The sequence below is a fragment of the Vibrio rumoiensis 1S-45 genome, assembly GCF_000286955.2.
GTDB classification, from domain to species: Bacteria; Pseudomonadota; Gammaproteobacteria; order Enterobacterales; family Vibrionaceae; genus Vibrio; species Vibrio rumoiensis_A.
This window is the reverse complement of sequence record NZ_AJYK02000089.1, coordinates 1-14,893: the sequence shown is the minus strand read 5'-3', so window position 1 is coordinate 14,893 and position 14,893 is coordinate 1. Positions and strand designations below refer to the sequence as shown.

The window sequence follows — 14,893 nt, the reverse complement described above, 5'->3', positions numbered from 1 at the left end:
TTTCTTTACTTAAAGATACGGAAAATATGCTCGTTTAAATTGTGACAAATTAATAATAAAGTATAAAAAACGACCAAATCATTCGTTTTGGTTATTTATTGATATAGATATATATTTTTTTATTTGGATGAAATTAAGCCTTAACAAAGCTTTAATTTTATTTTTATTACTGAAAAATGTGAAATAGCTCAACTATTATCGCAAAGGCTATTATAATGATGACTTATATACAGCCTGATCCGGTTTAACTCGCTCATTGGAGCGAGTAAGAAGACATTGAAGCGGTGTCTTTTGAGTTGCAACCATTTGAAAATCAGGTATTCATTGAGGTAAGCATGCGTTTAGACAAATTTTTATGTGAAACATTAGGTGTGACACGCCGTGAAGCAACCATTTTATTACGCCGTGGCGAAGTTACAGTTGATGATAAAGTCATTAAAGTCGCTTCTGTTCAGGTAACGGAAGCATCTCAAGTGGTATGGCAAGAACGCCGTTTACCGATGCCTGGCCCACGATATTTTATGCTTCATAAGCCAGATGGTTTTGTTTGTTCACATGAAGACAGCAGTAATCCAACCGCATTTGTCTTGTTAGATGAAATTAAGATGGATAAATTACATTTTGCTGGCCGCTTAGATGTCGACACGACTGGCTTAGTGTTAATTACTGATGATGGTCAGTGGTCTCATAAAATCACATCACCTAAGCATAAATGTGAAAAGACTTACCGCGTATGGTTAGAAGATGCGATAGGGGATGACTACATCGAACAATTAACCTCTGGTATTCAATTACGCAGTGAAAAGGAGTTAACGCTTCCCGCTAAAATGGAAGTGATTGATGCGTCACAAAATGAATTATTGTTGACTATCTCTGAAGGTAAGTATCATCAAGTTAAGCGCATGTTTGCAGCATTGGGTAATAAAGTTGAACGTTTGCACCGTGAGTCGATAGGAACGATTGTTTTAGATAATGATCTGGAACCTGGCACGTACCGTCGGTTAACGGCTGAAGAAATTGCATCTATTAGTTAATCTTTCATAGTGAACACGCCATCTCATTGAATGTGGGAGGCGTGATTTATCTGTCAGCTATTCGTTTAGGTCTGTTTAAACGCCTTTTATCTACACTTTAGTAAAACAGCCTATTGTGATTACAATTGTTCACTTGATCGTGCTTTTTATCGGCACTTATAGATCTTGAATAAAGGTAACGTTATGCCACACAGCAAAACTTCTTCGTCCGATTCAAATAACCATTTTTTCTTATATTTGATTCTAGGCTCGATAGGACTCTTAACCCCATTCGCAATTGATATGTACCTGCCTGCGATGCCAACGATTGCCAAAGATTTCATGGTGAATAGTGGCGTTGTTCAGGGAACCTTGACGGCTTATACCGCAGGCTTTGCGATTGGTCAGTTATTGCATGGTCCTCTCTCTGATAGCTATGGTCGTCGACCAGTATTGATGATCGGGATTATTTTCTTTGCGATAACGTCGGTTGTCTGTGCGACAACATCAAGCATTGAAGCGTTACTATATATGCGATTTGCTCAAGGTTTTGCAGGCGCAGCGGCGGCAGTGATTGTGCAAGCGATAGTTCGAGACATGTTTGATAAAGAGGATTTTGCTCGTGCGATGTCCTTTATTACGTTAGTCATTACCATTTCACCATTAATGGCACCTCTTGTAGGTGGGCATTTAGCCGTATGGTTTGGATGGCGTTCTATTTTTACTGCGTTAGCTTTGGTGTCTGTTGTGGTATTGATTGCGGTGATGTTTAAGATCCCTGAGACGCTTTCAGCCGAGAATAAGCAACCTTTACGTTTTCGCACTACGATGAAAAACTATTACAAGTTATTTACTAACCCTGTCGCATTTGGCTTGATTTTTTGTGGTGCATTTTCGTTTGCAGGTATGTTTGCTTTTATAACCGCAGGTTCATTTGTTTATATCGACATTTACGGTGTGCGCCCTGATCATTTTGGCTACTTGTTTGCGCTAAATGTGGTTGGTATGGTGTTAATGACCAGTTTCAATGGTCGAGCAGTGCGTAAAATGGGCTCGCATTGGATGTTACGCTTTGGGCTCGGGTGTCAAACGCTTGCTGGTGTGGCTTTATTAGTGAGTTGGTTGTGCGGTTTTGGTTTATGGGCAATCGTCCCAAGTGTTATTTTGTTTGTCGGGACAATTTCAATTATTGGTAGTAACTCAATGGGGTTATTATTAAGCAGTTATCCGAAAATGGCCGGAACAGCATCGTCACTCGCAGGGACACTACGTTTTGGTACTGGTGCAGTCATTAGTGCAATCATTGCTTTTCTGCCAAGTGGTTACGTTTGGCCTATGGTGATGGCAATGTTTATATGTTCCGTACTTTCAGTGAGTGCTTATTATTTTCTGAGTCGTAAAGCATAACAAAACACAACATTATTCAGGTTGAATAAAATAATACACCAATCAAGATTTGGTTTAGAGAATTTAAAAATGCAATATTCAGTAGAAATTCAAAATGTGGTCAATAATGCTTTATCCGATTTAAAACAACAGCATAGTGCTAGTAAATTGGCGAACACTCCCATTACGAATACACATTTTCTGGCGCGTTGGGTAACCAAAAGTATTAAAAGCCAGTGCTATGATGCTTGTGTTAAAGATGATTTGATCCGTTGGCAAAAAGCCAGCCGAAGCAAAGGTGCAGGCAGTGATTTACTTGGAACGTTTGAGCGAATTTCATCGGTTTACCAACGTATAGTACCCATTGGCGAAGAACATGCCCCAGTATTAGATTCTGATATTGAAGCTTTCATGGATCACATGGAAAACTTAGGTTGGGAAGTGGTTAATGAGTTTGAATTGACAGAAAAGACGCAAATATTTGCCGATCAACCAAATTCTTTTGTACTTTGTGCCAAGCAATGTGATGATTGCTTTGACGGTACAGACTTAGTCAAACCAATGAGTTTTTATGTCCGTGGCAACCATGTGGCTTTTGTAGAAGAAGCGACGAAAAACGGCTTTTTATTGCATAAGCAAACCGATTACAAATCGATTGTGAAATACCATGGTGAATATCGAATTTATCCTAATAATCACGGTAAAAAATTAGCAGAAATTCCATTTAACATTGAATAGAGTTTAGCTGATATAGATCATGGGTATAAACACCATTTATATGTTTTCATTAGACCTGTTTTTTACTAAATGTTTTGAAAATTAAGATATTTAGCCATAAATACTATTTGACGATGAGAATGCTATTTTGTACATCGAATGGCTTTCTACTCGTAGTCAATTAGTGTAAATTTCGATTCTTCTTTCTGGTTAACGTGTGAGAGTTTAATGTTATATCTTAAAAATCTTTGTAAAGGTTATGTCGACGGTGGCGTTTTTAGCCCTGTTTTACAAGGTGCTGAGTTATCATTACAACGTGGTGCACAATTAGCGTTAATGGGGGAGAGTGGTTCTGGAAAAAGTACGTTATTGAATATGATTGCAGGGTTAGATACTTGTGATTCTGGTGAGATACTGTGTTCAGATTTCCCAATGCATAATGCCCCAGAACGACAAAGAACTGCCTTTCGTAGAAATAACATTGGTCTTATTTTTCAACAATTCAATCTTCTTACCACGTTAAATATTGCTGACAATATTCGTTTTTGTCGCCAATTAAAAGGTTTACCGGAAGACGCGAACCTTTGGCGTCAAATTCTCTCATCTCTTGATCTAATGCCTTTATTAGGACGTTATCCTGAAGAGGTGTCCGGTGGGCAACAACAGCGTGCTGCTATTGCTCGTGCTTTATATATGGAGCCTTCACTGTTATTGGCAGATGAACCGACAGGAAGCTTAGATGAGAAAAATGCAGAAGCGGTAATGCGTTTACTTACAAGTTTATCAAGCAAAATGGACTGTACTCTGTTGTTAGTGACTCATAGTGAGCGAGTAGCGAATCACTTAGATGGTTGTGTGAAATTACAAGGGGGAGTCTTAAATGTATTGGCCCGTAGCTAAAGCTCTACTCGGTCACTACCGTCGCCACCCTTTTCAAATCCTTTTAGTATGGCTAGGTTTAACCTTAGGCATCTCTCTTCTTGTGGGCGTTCTTGCGGTTAATTACCATGCCAAGCAAAGCTATGCACAAGGTGAAAAACTATTTTCAAATCCACTCCCTTACCGTATTCAACCTAAACTCGCCGGAAATAAGATCCCACAAGGTTTTTATGTTCAACTGCGTCGTAGTGGTTTTGAACAATGTGCACCGTTTGATACTTACCGAGTTGTCACTAAAAATGGCACTCAGCTTAATATTGTTGGGTTCGATCCTATTGCGATGATGTCTTTTCGTGCAGAAAAGAACTTAAACAGTGCGGATATGCTTGAATTGATGCGTCCTCCTTACCCGATTATGATCAGTAAACAGCTCTCAAGTTACTTAAATGTGGATAATGGGGATTACATTCCGCTTGGGGCTGGGCAGTTACTCGGGCCAATTAAAATTGATGCCCGTGGTCGAATTACAGGTTCACGCTTGGTTGCGGATATGTCTTTATTAAGGCAATTAAATCGCAGCTCTGGTTTTGATATGATTGCCTGTTCTGAAATGTCCGCCGATAAATTAGAAAGTTTACGCGCGTTTTTACCGAATGGCATTTCTTTACATCGTAACTCTCGTGTTGAATTAGGTTCGTTGACCAAAGCGTTTCACATGAACTTAACCGCGATGGGAATGCTGTCCTTCCTCGTTGGCTTATTTATTTTCTACCAAGCGATGTCATTGTCTTTTACTCAAAGGCAGCCATTGGTGGGTATTTTACGATTAACGGGTGTTTCTGGTTGGCAATTGACTAAAGCACTGATACTTGAAATTGTCGGTTGGATTTTAATTGGCTGGATCAGTGGAACCGTTTTAGGGTTAGCGCTTGCTAATCGTTTAATGCCTTCCGTCTCTGCCAGTTTAAGTGATTTATATAATGCGGATGTTGGGCTTTCCATTGAATGGAAATGGGAGTGGGGCCAGTACAGCTTATTAATGGCCACCTTAGGGTGTTTACTTGCCTGTTTTTGGCCATTAGTTAGGTTGGTGAGAACCCAGCCGATTCGTCTCGCTTCCCGTTTATCGTTAATTCGTTTTGCAGGTCGTGAGTTTACGTTACAAGCGTTAATGGCGTGTATCTGTATTGTGGCAGCGGTTGCGTTATATCAAGCACCATCAAGCCAAGAAGAAGGTTTTACTCTTATTGCATTATTGTTGGTGAGTGTTGGATTGATCATGCCGTATTTCTTGTGGCGTCTCTTTACCAGTTTTTCGTTTACATTGCCGTGGGTAAAAGTACGTTGGTTTTTTTCTGATATAGCCGCCAGTATGAGTTATCGCGGTGTTGCCGCTATGGCATTCATGTTGGCGTTGGCGACAAATATTGGAGTTGAAACCATGGTGGGTAGCTTCCGCCATACGACGGATCAATGGCTGCTACAGCGTCTTTCTGCCGATTTGTACATCACCCCAACAAACTCTTCTGCGGTTAGAATTGGTGGCTGGTTACAAAGTCAAGATGACGTTGAAAGTGTTTGGTGGCGTTGGGAGAAATCCCTTAAAGCTGATAATGGCATGCTTCAAGTGGTGAGCTCTGGTGACTCGGATGCTGAACGTCAAGCCCTGACAGTGAAACTTGCCGTCCCACAGTTTTGGTATAAGTTACATCACGATAAGGGCGTCATGATCAGTGAGTCGATGGCGTTGAAACAGAATTTACACCCAGGTGACCATATTATTTTGCCTGAGCCATTAGGCCACAATTGGCAAGTGCTTGGCGTGTATTACGATTATGGTAACCCTTACAATCAAGTGATTATTTCACAAAATAAGTGGACGGATTTTTTCCGCGGAACGGGTGATGTCGCATTAGGGGTGCGTTTAAAACATGACGAAGATCCACAAAAGTTGATTGGGCGAGTACAAGATATATTCAGCTTGTCTCAAGATAGAATTTACAACAATAGTGCCATGCATACTCAGGCAATGATTGCATTTGACCAAACCTTTAAGGTGGCCGATACACTCGGAATGATCACATTATTTATTGCGGTCTTTGGCTTATTTGTGTCGACAGTAGCAGGTGAGGTTGCGCGACAAAAGCAAGCGGCATTGTTGCGTTGTTTTGGTATTTCAGGCAAAGAATTAGTGCTTCTTGGTGCATTACAACTATTTGTTATCGGTTTATTTACTGCCATTATTGCTTTGCCTTTAGGCATTATTTTGGCGCAGTTAATGGTTGATGTCGTACTGAAAAATGCATTTGGTTGGACCATTCCGATTGAATTATTACCTGAACAATATTTTTTTACCTTTGGATGGTCACTTTTGACTTTATTTATTGCGGGTGCATGGCCAGTGTGGTTGATGGTTAAGACAACACCAATGAAGTTATTAAGGGATTCACTGTGATTTCACCGACTAAACAATGGACACTAAAATTTTTATTGTTCGGCATTGTTATTGTGATGATTATAGGGGTCTCTATGCCATATTGGGCCAAGCGTATTGTGGCTCAAGAGTTAGGTATTAAGTCGATTGAAACGGTCAAAAATAGCGATAAACAAGCCATTTACGAACCAGTACTACCAGATACGGCGATTAAAGTTGGTAAAGATTTTAATGAGCACCCGAGTTTTCATAATGAGACTTGGCATTATAAAGCCAACTTGAAAGGGGAAGACGGTAAAGAATATGGTGTGCAATGGACAATGTATCGGATTGCCAATGGCGATCACCTTGGTGTCGGTTGGAAAAACTCACAAATTTATACCGCTCAGGTAGCGATCTCGACACCCGATCAATCATGGTCTGATCAGCGTATTTCTCGTGGCGGTATTGGCCAAGCCGGTGTCTTGATGAATCCATTTCGTATGTGGATTGATGACTGGATTTGGCAATCTAGCAATAACTTTTCTATGCCTAGTCGGTTACATGTTAAGACGGATGACTTTGCCATTAACTTAACCAGTGCTGCATATGGGCCATTTGTTCTTAATGGTGACAAGGGTTATAAGAAAACCCATGATCTATTAACCACGGCTTCTTACTCGTACAGCGCCCCTTTTCTTAAAGCGAAAGGATCGCTGATATTAAATGGCAAAGAAGTCGCTGTTCATGGGCAAGCATGGTTAGATAAAGAATGGGGCAATCATTTAATATCAGATAGCACTTTACGATGGGATGCTTTCAGTATTCATTTAGCTGATGGTCGCTCGTTAGCGTTAACCCATTACCATAATCCTCAAGATATACGGTATATATCTGGCACTTTGGCTGGTAAAGATGGTTCAGTAATTAACATTGATAGTGATGATGTTCGTCTGTATCCGCTGGAAACGCATCAACTTGCTAACGGCAGATTGTTGCTATTGCGTTGGGTCATTGAAATTCCTAAATATAAGATCAGTTTAATCACTCAATCGACGAATCAAGAAATGTGGCTCCCGTTTTGGATCCCCTCATGGGAAGGCCCGATTAAGGTGACGGGTAGTCAAACTGGTGTGGGCTTTATGCAATTAACAGGTTATTAATAAAAAAAGATTTTTATTTGGTCTAGCTATTAATGGATGATGTATGCTTATTTATCATACAAATTTGTGATTCGCTATTTTTTCATCGGAAAAACCGAGCTATTGATACTAAACAATCGATTTTTATACTTTAACGGACTTGGTTAACATCAACCTATGTTTTGTTAGCGTCGAACGCTAAGCTAAGGGAAATGGTTATGCGAGATACAATTGTTAAATTTTTCAAAATGGAATCAGCCAGCGGCATTCTGCTTGTCATTGCGGCGGCTGTTGCTATGTTTATTGCCAACTCCTCATTCAACGGTGTTTATCAAGATGCTTTACACGCCAATATTTTAGGTATGTCGGCATCGCATTGGATCAATGACGGTTTGATGGCCGTCTTTTTCTTATTGATTGGTTTAGAAGTTAAACGAGAACTGTTAGTCGGCGCACTTCGCTCGAAAGAAACGGCTTTATTTCCTGCCATTGCCGCTTTAGGTGGAATGCTAGCGCCAGCTTTAGTTTATTTAGCTTTTAATGCCAATGATCCTGTTGCGGTCAGTGGATGGGCGATTCCTGCCGCTACCGACATTGCTTTTGCGTTAGGTATTATGGCTTTATTGGGTAGTCGGGTACCGGTAAGTCTTAAAGTTTTCTTATTGGCGCTTGCGATTATTGATGACCTAGGTGTTATCGTAATCATTGCTTTATTTTATTCTAGCGATTTGTCTACCATTGCACTTGCTGTTGGTTTCATTGCCACTGCTGCTCTGTTCATCATGAACATGAAAAACGTGACAAAAATACATTGGTACTTGATCGTTGGGTTTATTTTGTGGGTCAGCGTATTAAAGTCTGGTGTTCATGCCACATTAGCAGGTGTTTTGATTGGTTTTGCTATCCCGCTTGACGGTGAGAAAGTTGAAGGGAAGGAAGATGGTAAATCACCGTTAAAAACATTAGAGCATGCATTGCACCCATACGTGAGTTTCTTAATTTTACCTATCTTCGCTTTTGCTAATGCGGGTATTGCTTTAGATGGTGTGTCATGGGATGGATTAGCGTCTACGGTTCCAATGGGAATTGCGTTAGGTTTGTTGATTGGTAAACCGTTAGGTGTGTTTAGCTTTAGCTGGATTTCAGTGAAGTTAGGCGTAGCTCAGTTACCGACAGGGATTAACTTTAAGCACATTTTTGCGGTTTCGGTGTTGTGTGGCATTGGCTTTACCATGTCGATATTTATTTCTTCCTTAGCCTTTGTCAATGTGGATGCCGCGTTTGATACGTATGCTCGATTGGGAATATTGATTGGTTCAACGACAGCAGCTGTTTTGGGGTATGCATTATTGCATTGGTTCCTTCCAAAAGAAGCTCATGTTGAAATGAAAGATTAATATCATCATGTTTTAATCAGGCCACCTTCGGGTGGTCTTTTTTATGCCCATGAAAATGAAGACAAAAAAAAGCCCAAATCAAAGGAGAAATGGGCATAAAACAATATAGGAGTTGCATATGAAAAATTACAGTTAGATGTAGAAATATCAGGGAATAAACGAGTCGTTCATTGACGGCCTAGAACTCAACTCTTCTCCACTTGCTACGTATAATAGGACTGGCCTTTTTTCATTCAGTTCCCACTTTTTTATAAAAAATTTATTTTAATTAATAACAATATGATTTTAATGGTTTTTTATTTTTAAATTATTTTTATAGCTATCGATTTTCTGCAATTGTGATCTCTAACACTTGTTTGATAAGAGTATCTCAAATAAGATTCAAACAGGTGTTTAATACGAGCGATTAAAATGAGTGCTAAAAATACAACAAAAGCAAAGATTATGGATGTGGCAGAAGCCTTATTCGCTGAACATGGGTTCAACGATACTTCACTACGCGCCATAACCACTAAAGCTAATGTGAACTTAGCGTCTGTGAACTATCATTTTGGTGATAAGAAAACATTAGTTCGTGCAGTATTAAATCGATATTTAGAAGCCTTTATGCCTGAACTTGAGAAAACGCTGATTACATTAAATGAGCGTGATGATTATCAAATGACGGACGTGTTTAATACATTAACGCTCCCTTTGTTATCACTCGATAAGGTTCGTCCTAATGGTGCTAGTCGATTCATGCTGTTAACAGGGCGCGGATATAGTGATGTACAAGGGCATCTTCGTTGGTTTATTACCACACGTTACAGCAGTGTCCTTAATCTATTTACCGATTCAGTTAAAAAAGCTAACCCAGCTTTAGATCCAGAAACCTTATTTTGGCGATTACATTTTACCTTAGGTACTTGTGTTTTTACCATGTCTTCGAGTAAAGCCTTAGCAGAGATCGCTTTCAACTCGTATGGCAAAAAAGTCGATTCAGATGCAGTGATACAACAACTTATCCCTTTCCTAGCAGCAGGCGTTGCCGCTGAAGCTTAGGGTTAAACAAATATAATAATTTTAAAGATTAATAACGCGGATAAAAGGAATAAATTATGAGTTCTTTACGACAAAAATGGATTAGCGATCCAGCGTTTAAATGGTTCAAACAAGTTCTACCACCACTTTCAAGTACAGAGCGCGAAGCGATGGAAGCGGGAAGTGTATGGTGGGATGGCCAACTTTTCTCAGGCTCACCTGATTGGCAAACGTTGCACCAGTATCCGAAACCAGAGTTGACAGCGGATGAGCAATCTTTCCTTGATAATCAAGTTGAAACGTTGTTGAACATGCTAGATGACTACAAAGTGGTACAAGAAGATCGTGATTTACCACCAGAAGTGTGGGAATACATTCGTCGTGAAAAATTCTTTGCATTGATCATTGGTAAAGAGTTCGGTGGCTTAAATTTCTCGGCGCACGCTAACTCAACTATCGTGACAAAAATTGCTACTCGTAGCTTGAGTGCCGCAGTCACTATTATGGTACCGAACTCATTAGGCCCAGGTGAGCTTCTTTCTCACTACGGTACACAAGAGCAAAAAGATTACTGGCTACCACGTTTAGCTGATGGTACTGACATTCCATGTTTCGCACTAACTGGCCCAGAAGCGGGTTCAGATGCCGGTGGCATTCCTGATAAAGGTGTTGTGTGTAAAGGTATGCATAACGGTGAAGAAGTATTAGGTATCCGCCTAAGCTGGAATAAGCGTTATATTACACTTGCACCTGTTGCAACGGTATTAGGTCTTGCATTTAAACTTGACGATCCAGATCACTTACTCGGTGATAAAGAAAACCTAGGTATTACTTGTGCGCTAATTCCTGCTGACCATGAAGGCGTTGAAATTGGTGAGCGTCACGATCCACTTGGTCTTGCCTTTATGAATGGTCCAACTCGTGGCGAAGATATCTTTATCCCAATGGATTGGCTGATTGGTGGTGCAGATTATGCAGGTAAAGGCTGGCGTATGCTGGTGGAATGTTTATCAGCAGGTCGTGGCATCTCATTACCAGCATTAGGCACAGCGGTAGGGCACTTAACTAGCCGTACGACGGGTGCATACAGCTATGTACGTAAGCAATTTGGTATGTCGATTGGTAAGTTTGAAGGCGTTGCTGATGCAATGGCTCGAATTGGTGGCATGACTTACATGCTAGAAGCGGCACGTACGCTTACAACAACCTCACTTGACCTAGGTGAAAAACCAGGGATTGTGACGGCGATTGCGAAATACCACATGACAGAAATGGCTCGTACCATTTTGAACGATTCAATGGACATTCATTCTGGCCGTGCGATTCAAACAGGTCCAATGAACTACTTGGCACACCACTATTATGGAATTCCTGTTGCGATTACGGTTGAAGGGGCAAACATCCTGACTCGTAACTTGATGATCTTTGGTCAAGGTGCGACGCGCTGTCATCCATTCGTATTACCAGAAATGGAAGCGGCTGCGAATCCAGATGAAAAAGCAGGCGCAAAAGCATTTGATGGTTTGTTGTTTAAACACATGAGCTATGCAATTAAGAACAGCCTAGGCGCATTTACAATGGCGTTAACTGGTTCTCGCTTTGCTAAATCGCATACATCAGGCCCAACCAAGCAATACTACCGCGATATGACTCGCTTAAGTAAAGCACTCGCGGTCACAACCGACTTTGCCATGCTAACGTTGGGTGGTGAGCTAAAACGTAAAGAAATGCTATCTGCACGTTTAGGCGATGCATTAAGTTACTTATACCTAGGTTCTGCGGTACTAAAACGTTATGAAGATGAAGGTCGTCAACAAGCGGATTTAGATTATGTACATTACGCAATGAACCATTGCTTGAGCGAAGCCGCTAATGCACTTTCAGAAGCGTATCGTAACCTTCCAAGTCGTATTGCTGCGAATATGTTGAAACTATTGGTATTCCCATTCGGTAACCGTTTTAAAGCACCGTCGGATAAGCAAAAAACCAAAGTGGCAGAAAGCTTAATGACACCGGGAGAGCACCGTGATCGTTTAACTCATCTTTGTCATATTGGTGAAAAAGAAGACGATAATGTTGGTCTAATTGAACGAGCTTTCATAGCAATGTATGGTATTCGTCATCTTGAACGCAAAATTATTAAAGCGATCAAAGATGGTAAAATTGTTAAATCAGCGACTCTACAAGAGCGTTTAGATTCTGCTCTTGAACAAAACATCTTAACTCAAGATGAAGTGGAGCAAGTTCTAGCTGCAGATAAGATTCGCTACCGTTCGATTCAAGTGGATCACTTCAGCCATGATTTAAGCGAAATTCGCACTCATGGTCAAAAAACGAAAACAGGTAAAGCGACAAAAAAGCTTGATAGCGCTGCTTAATTAAAGCGCGCATAACCCTAAATAAACGCCATAGTTCATGACTGTGGCGTTTTTGTTTTATCTACATAGCTTGATAAAGCATGGGCTAATGAAGCTTGTTAATTGGCTTTTCTTCAGTGTTACAATTGGCCGCGTATTGATTTTGATAGGGCTGTAAGAGGTCTAACCACAGGCCTATCTTCTAAAAAAAGACAGAAATAAGATGCGAAACCTCGGATAAACTTTTATCCTACAGGGGTTTTTTAAAGGAAGCTGAATATGATCATCAAACCGAAAATCCGTGGATTTATCTGTACAACAACTCACCCAGTGGGTTGTGAAGCAAACGTAAAAGAACAAATTGCTTATACCAAAGCGCAAGGTCCAATCGCCAATGCACCAAAACGTGTATTAGTTGTTGGCTCTTCAAGTGGCTATGGCTTGTCATCTCGTATTGCAGCAGCATTTGGCGGCGGCGCATCAACCATTGGTGTGTTTTTCGAAAAGCCAGGCACAGAGAAAAAAACTGGCACAGCGGGTTGGTATAACTCAGCGGCTTTCGACAAGTTGGCAAAAGAAGAAGGCTTGTATTCTAAAAGCTTAAATGGCGATGCATTCTCAAACGAAGCTAAGCAAAAAGCGATTGATTTAATCAAAGCCGATCTTGGTCAAGTGGACATGGTTGTGTACTCATTAGCATCACCAGTGCGCAAAATGCCAGAAACAGGCGAAGTGATCCGTTCATCATTGAAACCAATTGGTGAAACTTACACAGCGACAGCAGTAGACACTAATAAAGATATCATCATTGAAGCAAGCGTTGAGCCTGCTACCGAAGAAGAGATCAAAGATACTGTTACTGTTATGGGTGGTGAAGACTGGGAATTATGGATGTCTGCGCTTTCTGAAGCGGGCGTTTTAGCGGAAGGTTGTAAAACCGTTGCTTACAGCTACATCGGTACTGAGCTAACATGGCCGATTTACTGGGATGGCGCGCTTGGTAAAGCGAAAATGGATTTAGACCGTGCCGCAACAGCATTGAATGAGAAACTTGCAAGCCTAAATGGTACAGCGAATGTTGCTGTGCTAAAAAGTGTTGTGACTCAAGCAAGTTCTGCTATTCCTGTTATGCCTCTTTATATCGCAATGGTTTTCAAAAAAATGCGTGAAGAAGGTGTACATGAAGGTTGTATGGAGCAAATCCATCGCATGTTTACACAGCGCCTTTATAAAGAAGATGGTTCAGTACCAGAAGTAGATGATAAAAATCGCCTACGTTTGGATGACTGGGAACTGCGTGAAGATATTCAACAGCACTGCCGTAACTTATGGCCGCAAGTCACCACTGAAAACCTAAAAGAACTGACTGATTACGTTGAGTATAAAGAAGAGTTCTTGAAGTTGTTCGGTTTTGGTGTTGATGGCGTTGATTACGAAGCAGATGTGGCAACTGAACTCAACTTCGACGTTCAAGATATTTAATTTAACTCTAACTTGAATAGATAAAAGATAAGGCGCTCTTCGGAGCGTCTTTTTTATTTTAGGTTGAGAGTTAAGCACTTAAGGTTTATGTTTGAATGACACGTAGCCAGATGGGGTGAACGACATGGCGCAAATAGGGAAACTTTATTTCTATACCGGTAAAATGGGTTCAGGAAAATCGACGCATTCTACTCAACTTTCTAATGACATTAATGGTGTGCATATTAGTGAAGATGAATGGCTATCGACACTCTATCCTGATTTAATTTTAAGTTTTGAAGATTACTTGAGATTTGCTTCAAGAATAAAACCGCTTATTTATCGACATGTGCAACAGATCTTAAAATCGGGTGCGGATGTTGTTCTGGATTTTCCTGCTAATACTTACCAACAACGAGAATGGTTTAAACAACTGGTAGAAAGCGTTCAAGCCCAGCATGAACTGATTTATATCGATGCGGATAATGCAGTGTGTTTGCAGCAAATAGAACAAAGACGAATAGAGCAGCCAGAACGCGCGAAATTCGATACCGAAGCCATGTTCTATCACGTTAGCCAATATTTTGAGCCGCCTAACCCGCATGAGGGCTTTACTATCCGTGTTATTAAATCGAATAAGGGTAACTGAGGTGAAATGGTTAGAACTTAGGGTAAAACCACCGATTGTCGCCATTATTGCCGTGATGGTAATGTTTTTGCTTGAATATTATGTGTCGAATGAAGGTCTAGGCTTAGGGCAATTAGGCTGGAGTGTTATTTTAGCTTTAGTGATCGTCGGTTTTATGTTTGCGATTGCTGGCGTGAATTTGTTTTTTAAATCAGAAACCACCATTCATCCTGATTTAAAACATGCGACCAATAAGCTTGTAATTACTGGGGTTTATCGGGTTTCACGCAACCCGATGTATCTAGGCATGCTACTTAACTTGGTCGCAGTTTCTGTATGGATGAACAATTGGTTATCGATTGGTGTCTGCGTAGGGTTTGTGTTGTACATCTCGCAGTTTCAAATTAAACCGGAAGAACGGTTTCTTAAAGACAAGTTTGGTCAAGAATATCAAGATTACTGCCATAAAGTACGTCGGTG

12 protein-coding genes are annotated in these 14,893 nt (G+C 40.6%); all 12 read left to right on the top strand.

Annotated elements, in window-relative coordinates; translation table 11 throughout:
- The first annotated feature begins 335 nt into the window (after positions 1-335).
- Entirely contained in the window at positions 336-1,034 is a 699-nt protein-coding gene (gene rsuA / locus A1QC_RS12645; protein WP_026026034.1) for a 16S rRNA pseudouridine(516) synthase RsuA, read from the top strand.
- A 183-nt stretch (positions 1,035-1,217) separates the two neighbouring features.
- The gene (locus tag A1QC_RS12640; protein ID WP_017026738.1) at positions 1,218-2,420 is read left to right on the top strand and encodes a Bcr/CflA family multidrug efflux MFS transporter; all 1,203 of its coding nucleotides are present in this window, start codon (positions 1,218-1,220) and stop codon (positions 2,418-2,420) included.
- A 69-nt stretch (positions 2,421-2,489) separates the two neighbouring features.
- Positions 2,490-3,137, top strand: coding sequence for a DUF2913 family protein (locus A1QC_RS12635; RefSeq protein WP_017026737.1), 648 nt, complete (start codon positions 2,490-2,492; stop codon positions 3,135-3,137).
- A 207-nt stretch (positions 3,138-3,344) separates the two neighbouring features.
- Complete coding sequence (locus A1QC_RS12630; protein ID WP_017026736.1) at positions 3,345-4,016, top strand: ABC transporter ATP-binding protein; 672 nt, start codon at positions 3,345-3,347, stop codon at positions 4,014-4,016.
- A complete protein-coding gene (locus tag A1QC_RS12625; RefSeq protein ID WP_017026735.1) occupies positions 3,997-6,450 on the top strand; it encodes an FtsX-like permease family protein in 2,454 nt (817 codons plus the stop codon). The genes A1QC_RS12630 and A1QC_RS12625 overlap by 20 nt, the downstream gene beginning before the upstream one ends.
- Positions 6,447-7,571, top strand: coding sequence for a lipocalin-like domain-containing protein (locus tag A1QC_RS12620; protein ID WP_017026734.1), 1,125 nt, complete (start codon positions 6,447-6,449; stop codon positions 7,569-7,571). Before A1QC_RS12625 ends, A1QC_RS12620 begins: the two co-directional genes overlap by 4 nt.
- A gap of 197 nt (positions 7,572-7,768) precedes the next feature.
- Positions 7,769-8,947: a Na+/H+ antiporter NhaA gene (gene nhaA / locus A1QC_RS12615; RefSeq protein ID WP_017026733.1), complete on the top strand. Its 1,179-nt coding sequence runs from the start codon at positions 7,769-7,771 to the stop codon at positions 8,945-8,947.
- 411 nt (positions 8,948-9,358) lie between these two features.
- Positions 9,359-9,988, top strand: coding sequence for a TetR/AcrR family transcriptional regulator (locus A1QC_RS12610; protein ID WP_017026731.1), 630 nt, complete (start codon positions 9,359-9,361; stop codon positions 9,986-9,988).
- A gap of 56 nt (positions 9,989-10,044) precedes the next feature.
- Complete coding sequence (locus A1QC_RS12605) at positions 10,045-12,345, top strand: acyl-CoA dehydrogenase (protein WP_017026730.1); 2,301 nt, start codon at positions 10,045-10,047, stop codon at positions 12,343-12,345.
- Positions 12,346-12,603: 258 nt separating this feature from the next.
- On the top strand, positions 12,604-13,806 hold the full coding sequence (gene fabV, locus A1QC_RS12600; protein ID WP_017026729.1) for an enoyl-ACP reductase FabV: 1,203 nt from the start codon (positions 12,604-12,606) through the stop codon (positions 13,804-13,806).
- 124 nt (positions 13,807-13,930) lie between these two features.
- Positions 13,931-14,434 (top strand): AAA family ATPase, encoded by a 504-nt coding sequence (locus tag A1QC_RS12595; RefSeq protein WP_017026728.1) that lies wholly within the window; start codon positions 13,931-13,933, stop codon positions 14,432-14,434.
- 1 nt (position 14,435) lies between these two features.
- Positions 14,436-14,893 (top strand): methyltransferase family protein (locus A1QC_RS12590; RefSeq protein WP_017026727.1); only part of this gene is annotated, 458 nt, incomplete at its 3' end.

Bases quoted from the DNA above. Each gene is read 5' to 3' on its own strand.
- A1QC_RS12605 (WP_017026730.1), top strand. From the start codon at position 10,045: ATGAGTTCTTTACGACAAAAATGGATTAGCGATCCAGCGTTTAAATGG.
- A1QC_RS12595 (WP_017026728.1), top strand. From the start codon at position 13,931: ATGGCGCAAATAGGGAAACTTTATTTCTATACCGGTAAAATGGGTTCA.
- A1QC_RS12635 (WP_017026737.1), top strand. From the start codon at position 2,490: ATGCAATATTCAGTAGAAATTCAAAATGTGGTCAATAATGCTTTATCC.
- nhaA (WP_017026733.1), top strand. From the start codon at position 7,769: ATGCGAGATACAATTGTTAAATTTTTCAAAATGGAATCAGCCAGCGGC.
- A1QC_RS12640 (WP_017026738.1), top strand. From the start codon at position 1,218: ATGCCACACAGCAAAACTTCTTCGTCCGATTCAAATAACCATTTTTTC.
- rsuA (WP_026026034.1), top strand. From the start codon at position 336: ATGCGTTTAGACAAATTTTTATGTGAAACATTAGGTGTGACACGCCGT.
- fabV (WP_017026729.1), top strand. From the start codon at position 12,604: ATGATCATCAAACCGAAAATCCGTGGATTTATCTGTACAACAACTCAC.
- A1QC_RS12625 (WP_017026735.1), top strand. From the start codon at position 3,997: ATGTATTGGCCCGTAGCTAAAGCTCTACTCGGTCACTACCGTCGCCAC.
- A1QC_RS12630 (WP_017026736.1), top strand. From the start codon at position 3,345: ATGTTATATCTTAAAAATCTTTGTAAAGGTTATGTCGACGGTGGCGTT.
- A1QC_RS12610 (WP_017026731.1), top strand. From the start codon at position 9,359: ATGAGTGCTAAAAATACAACAAAAGCAAAGATTATGGATGTGGCAGAA.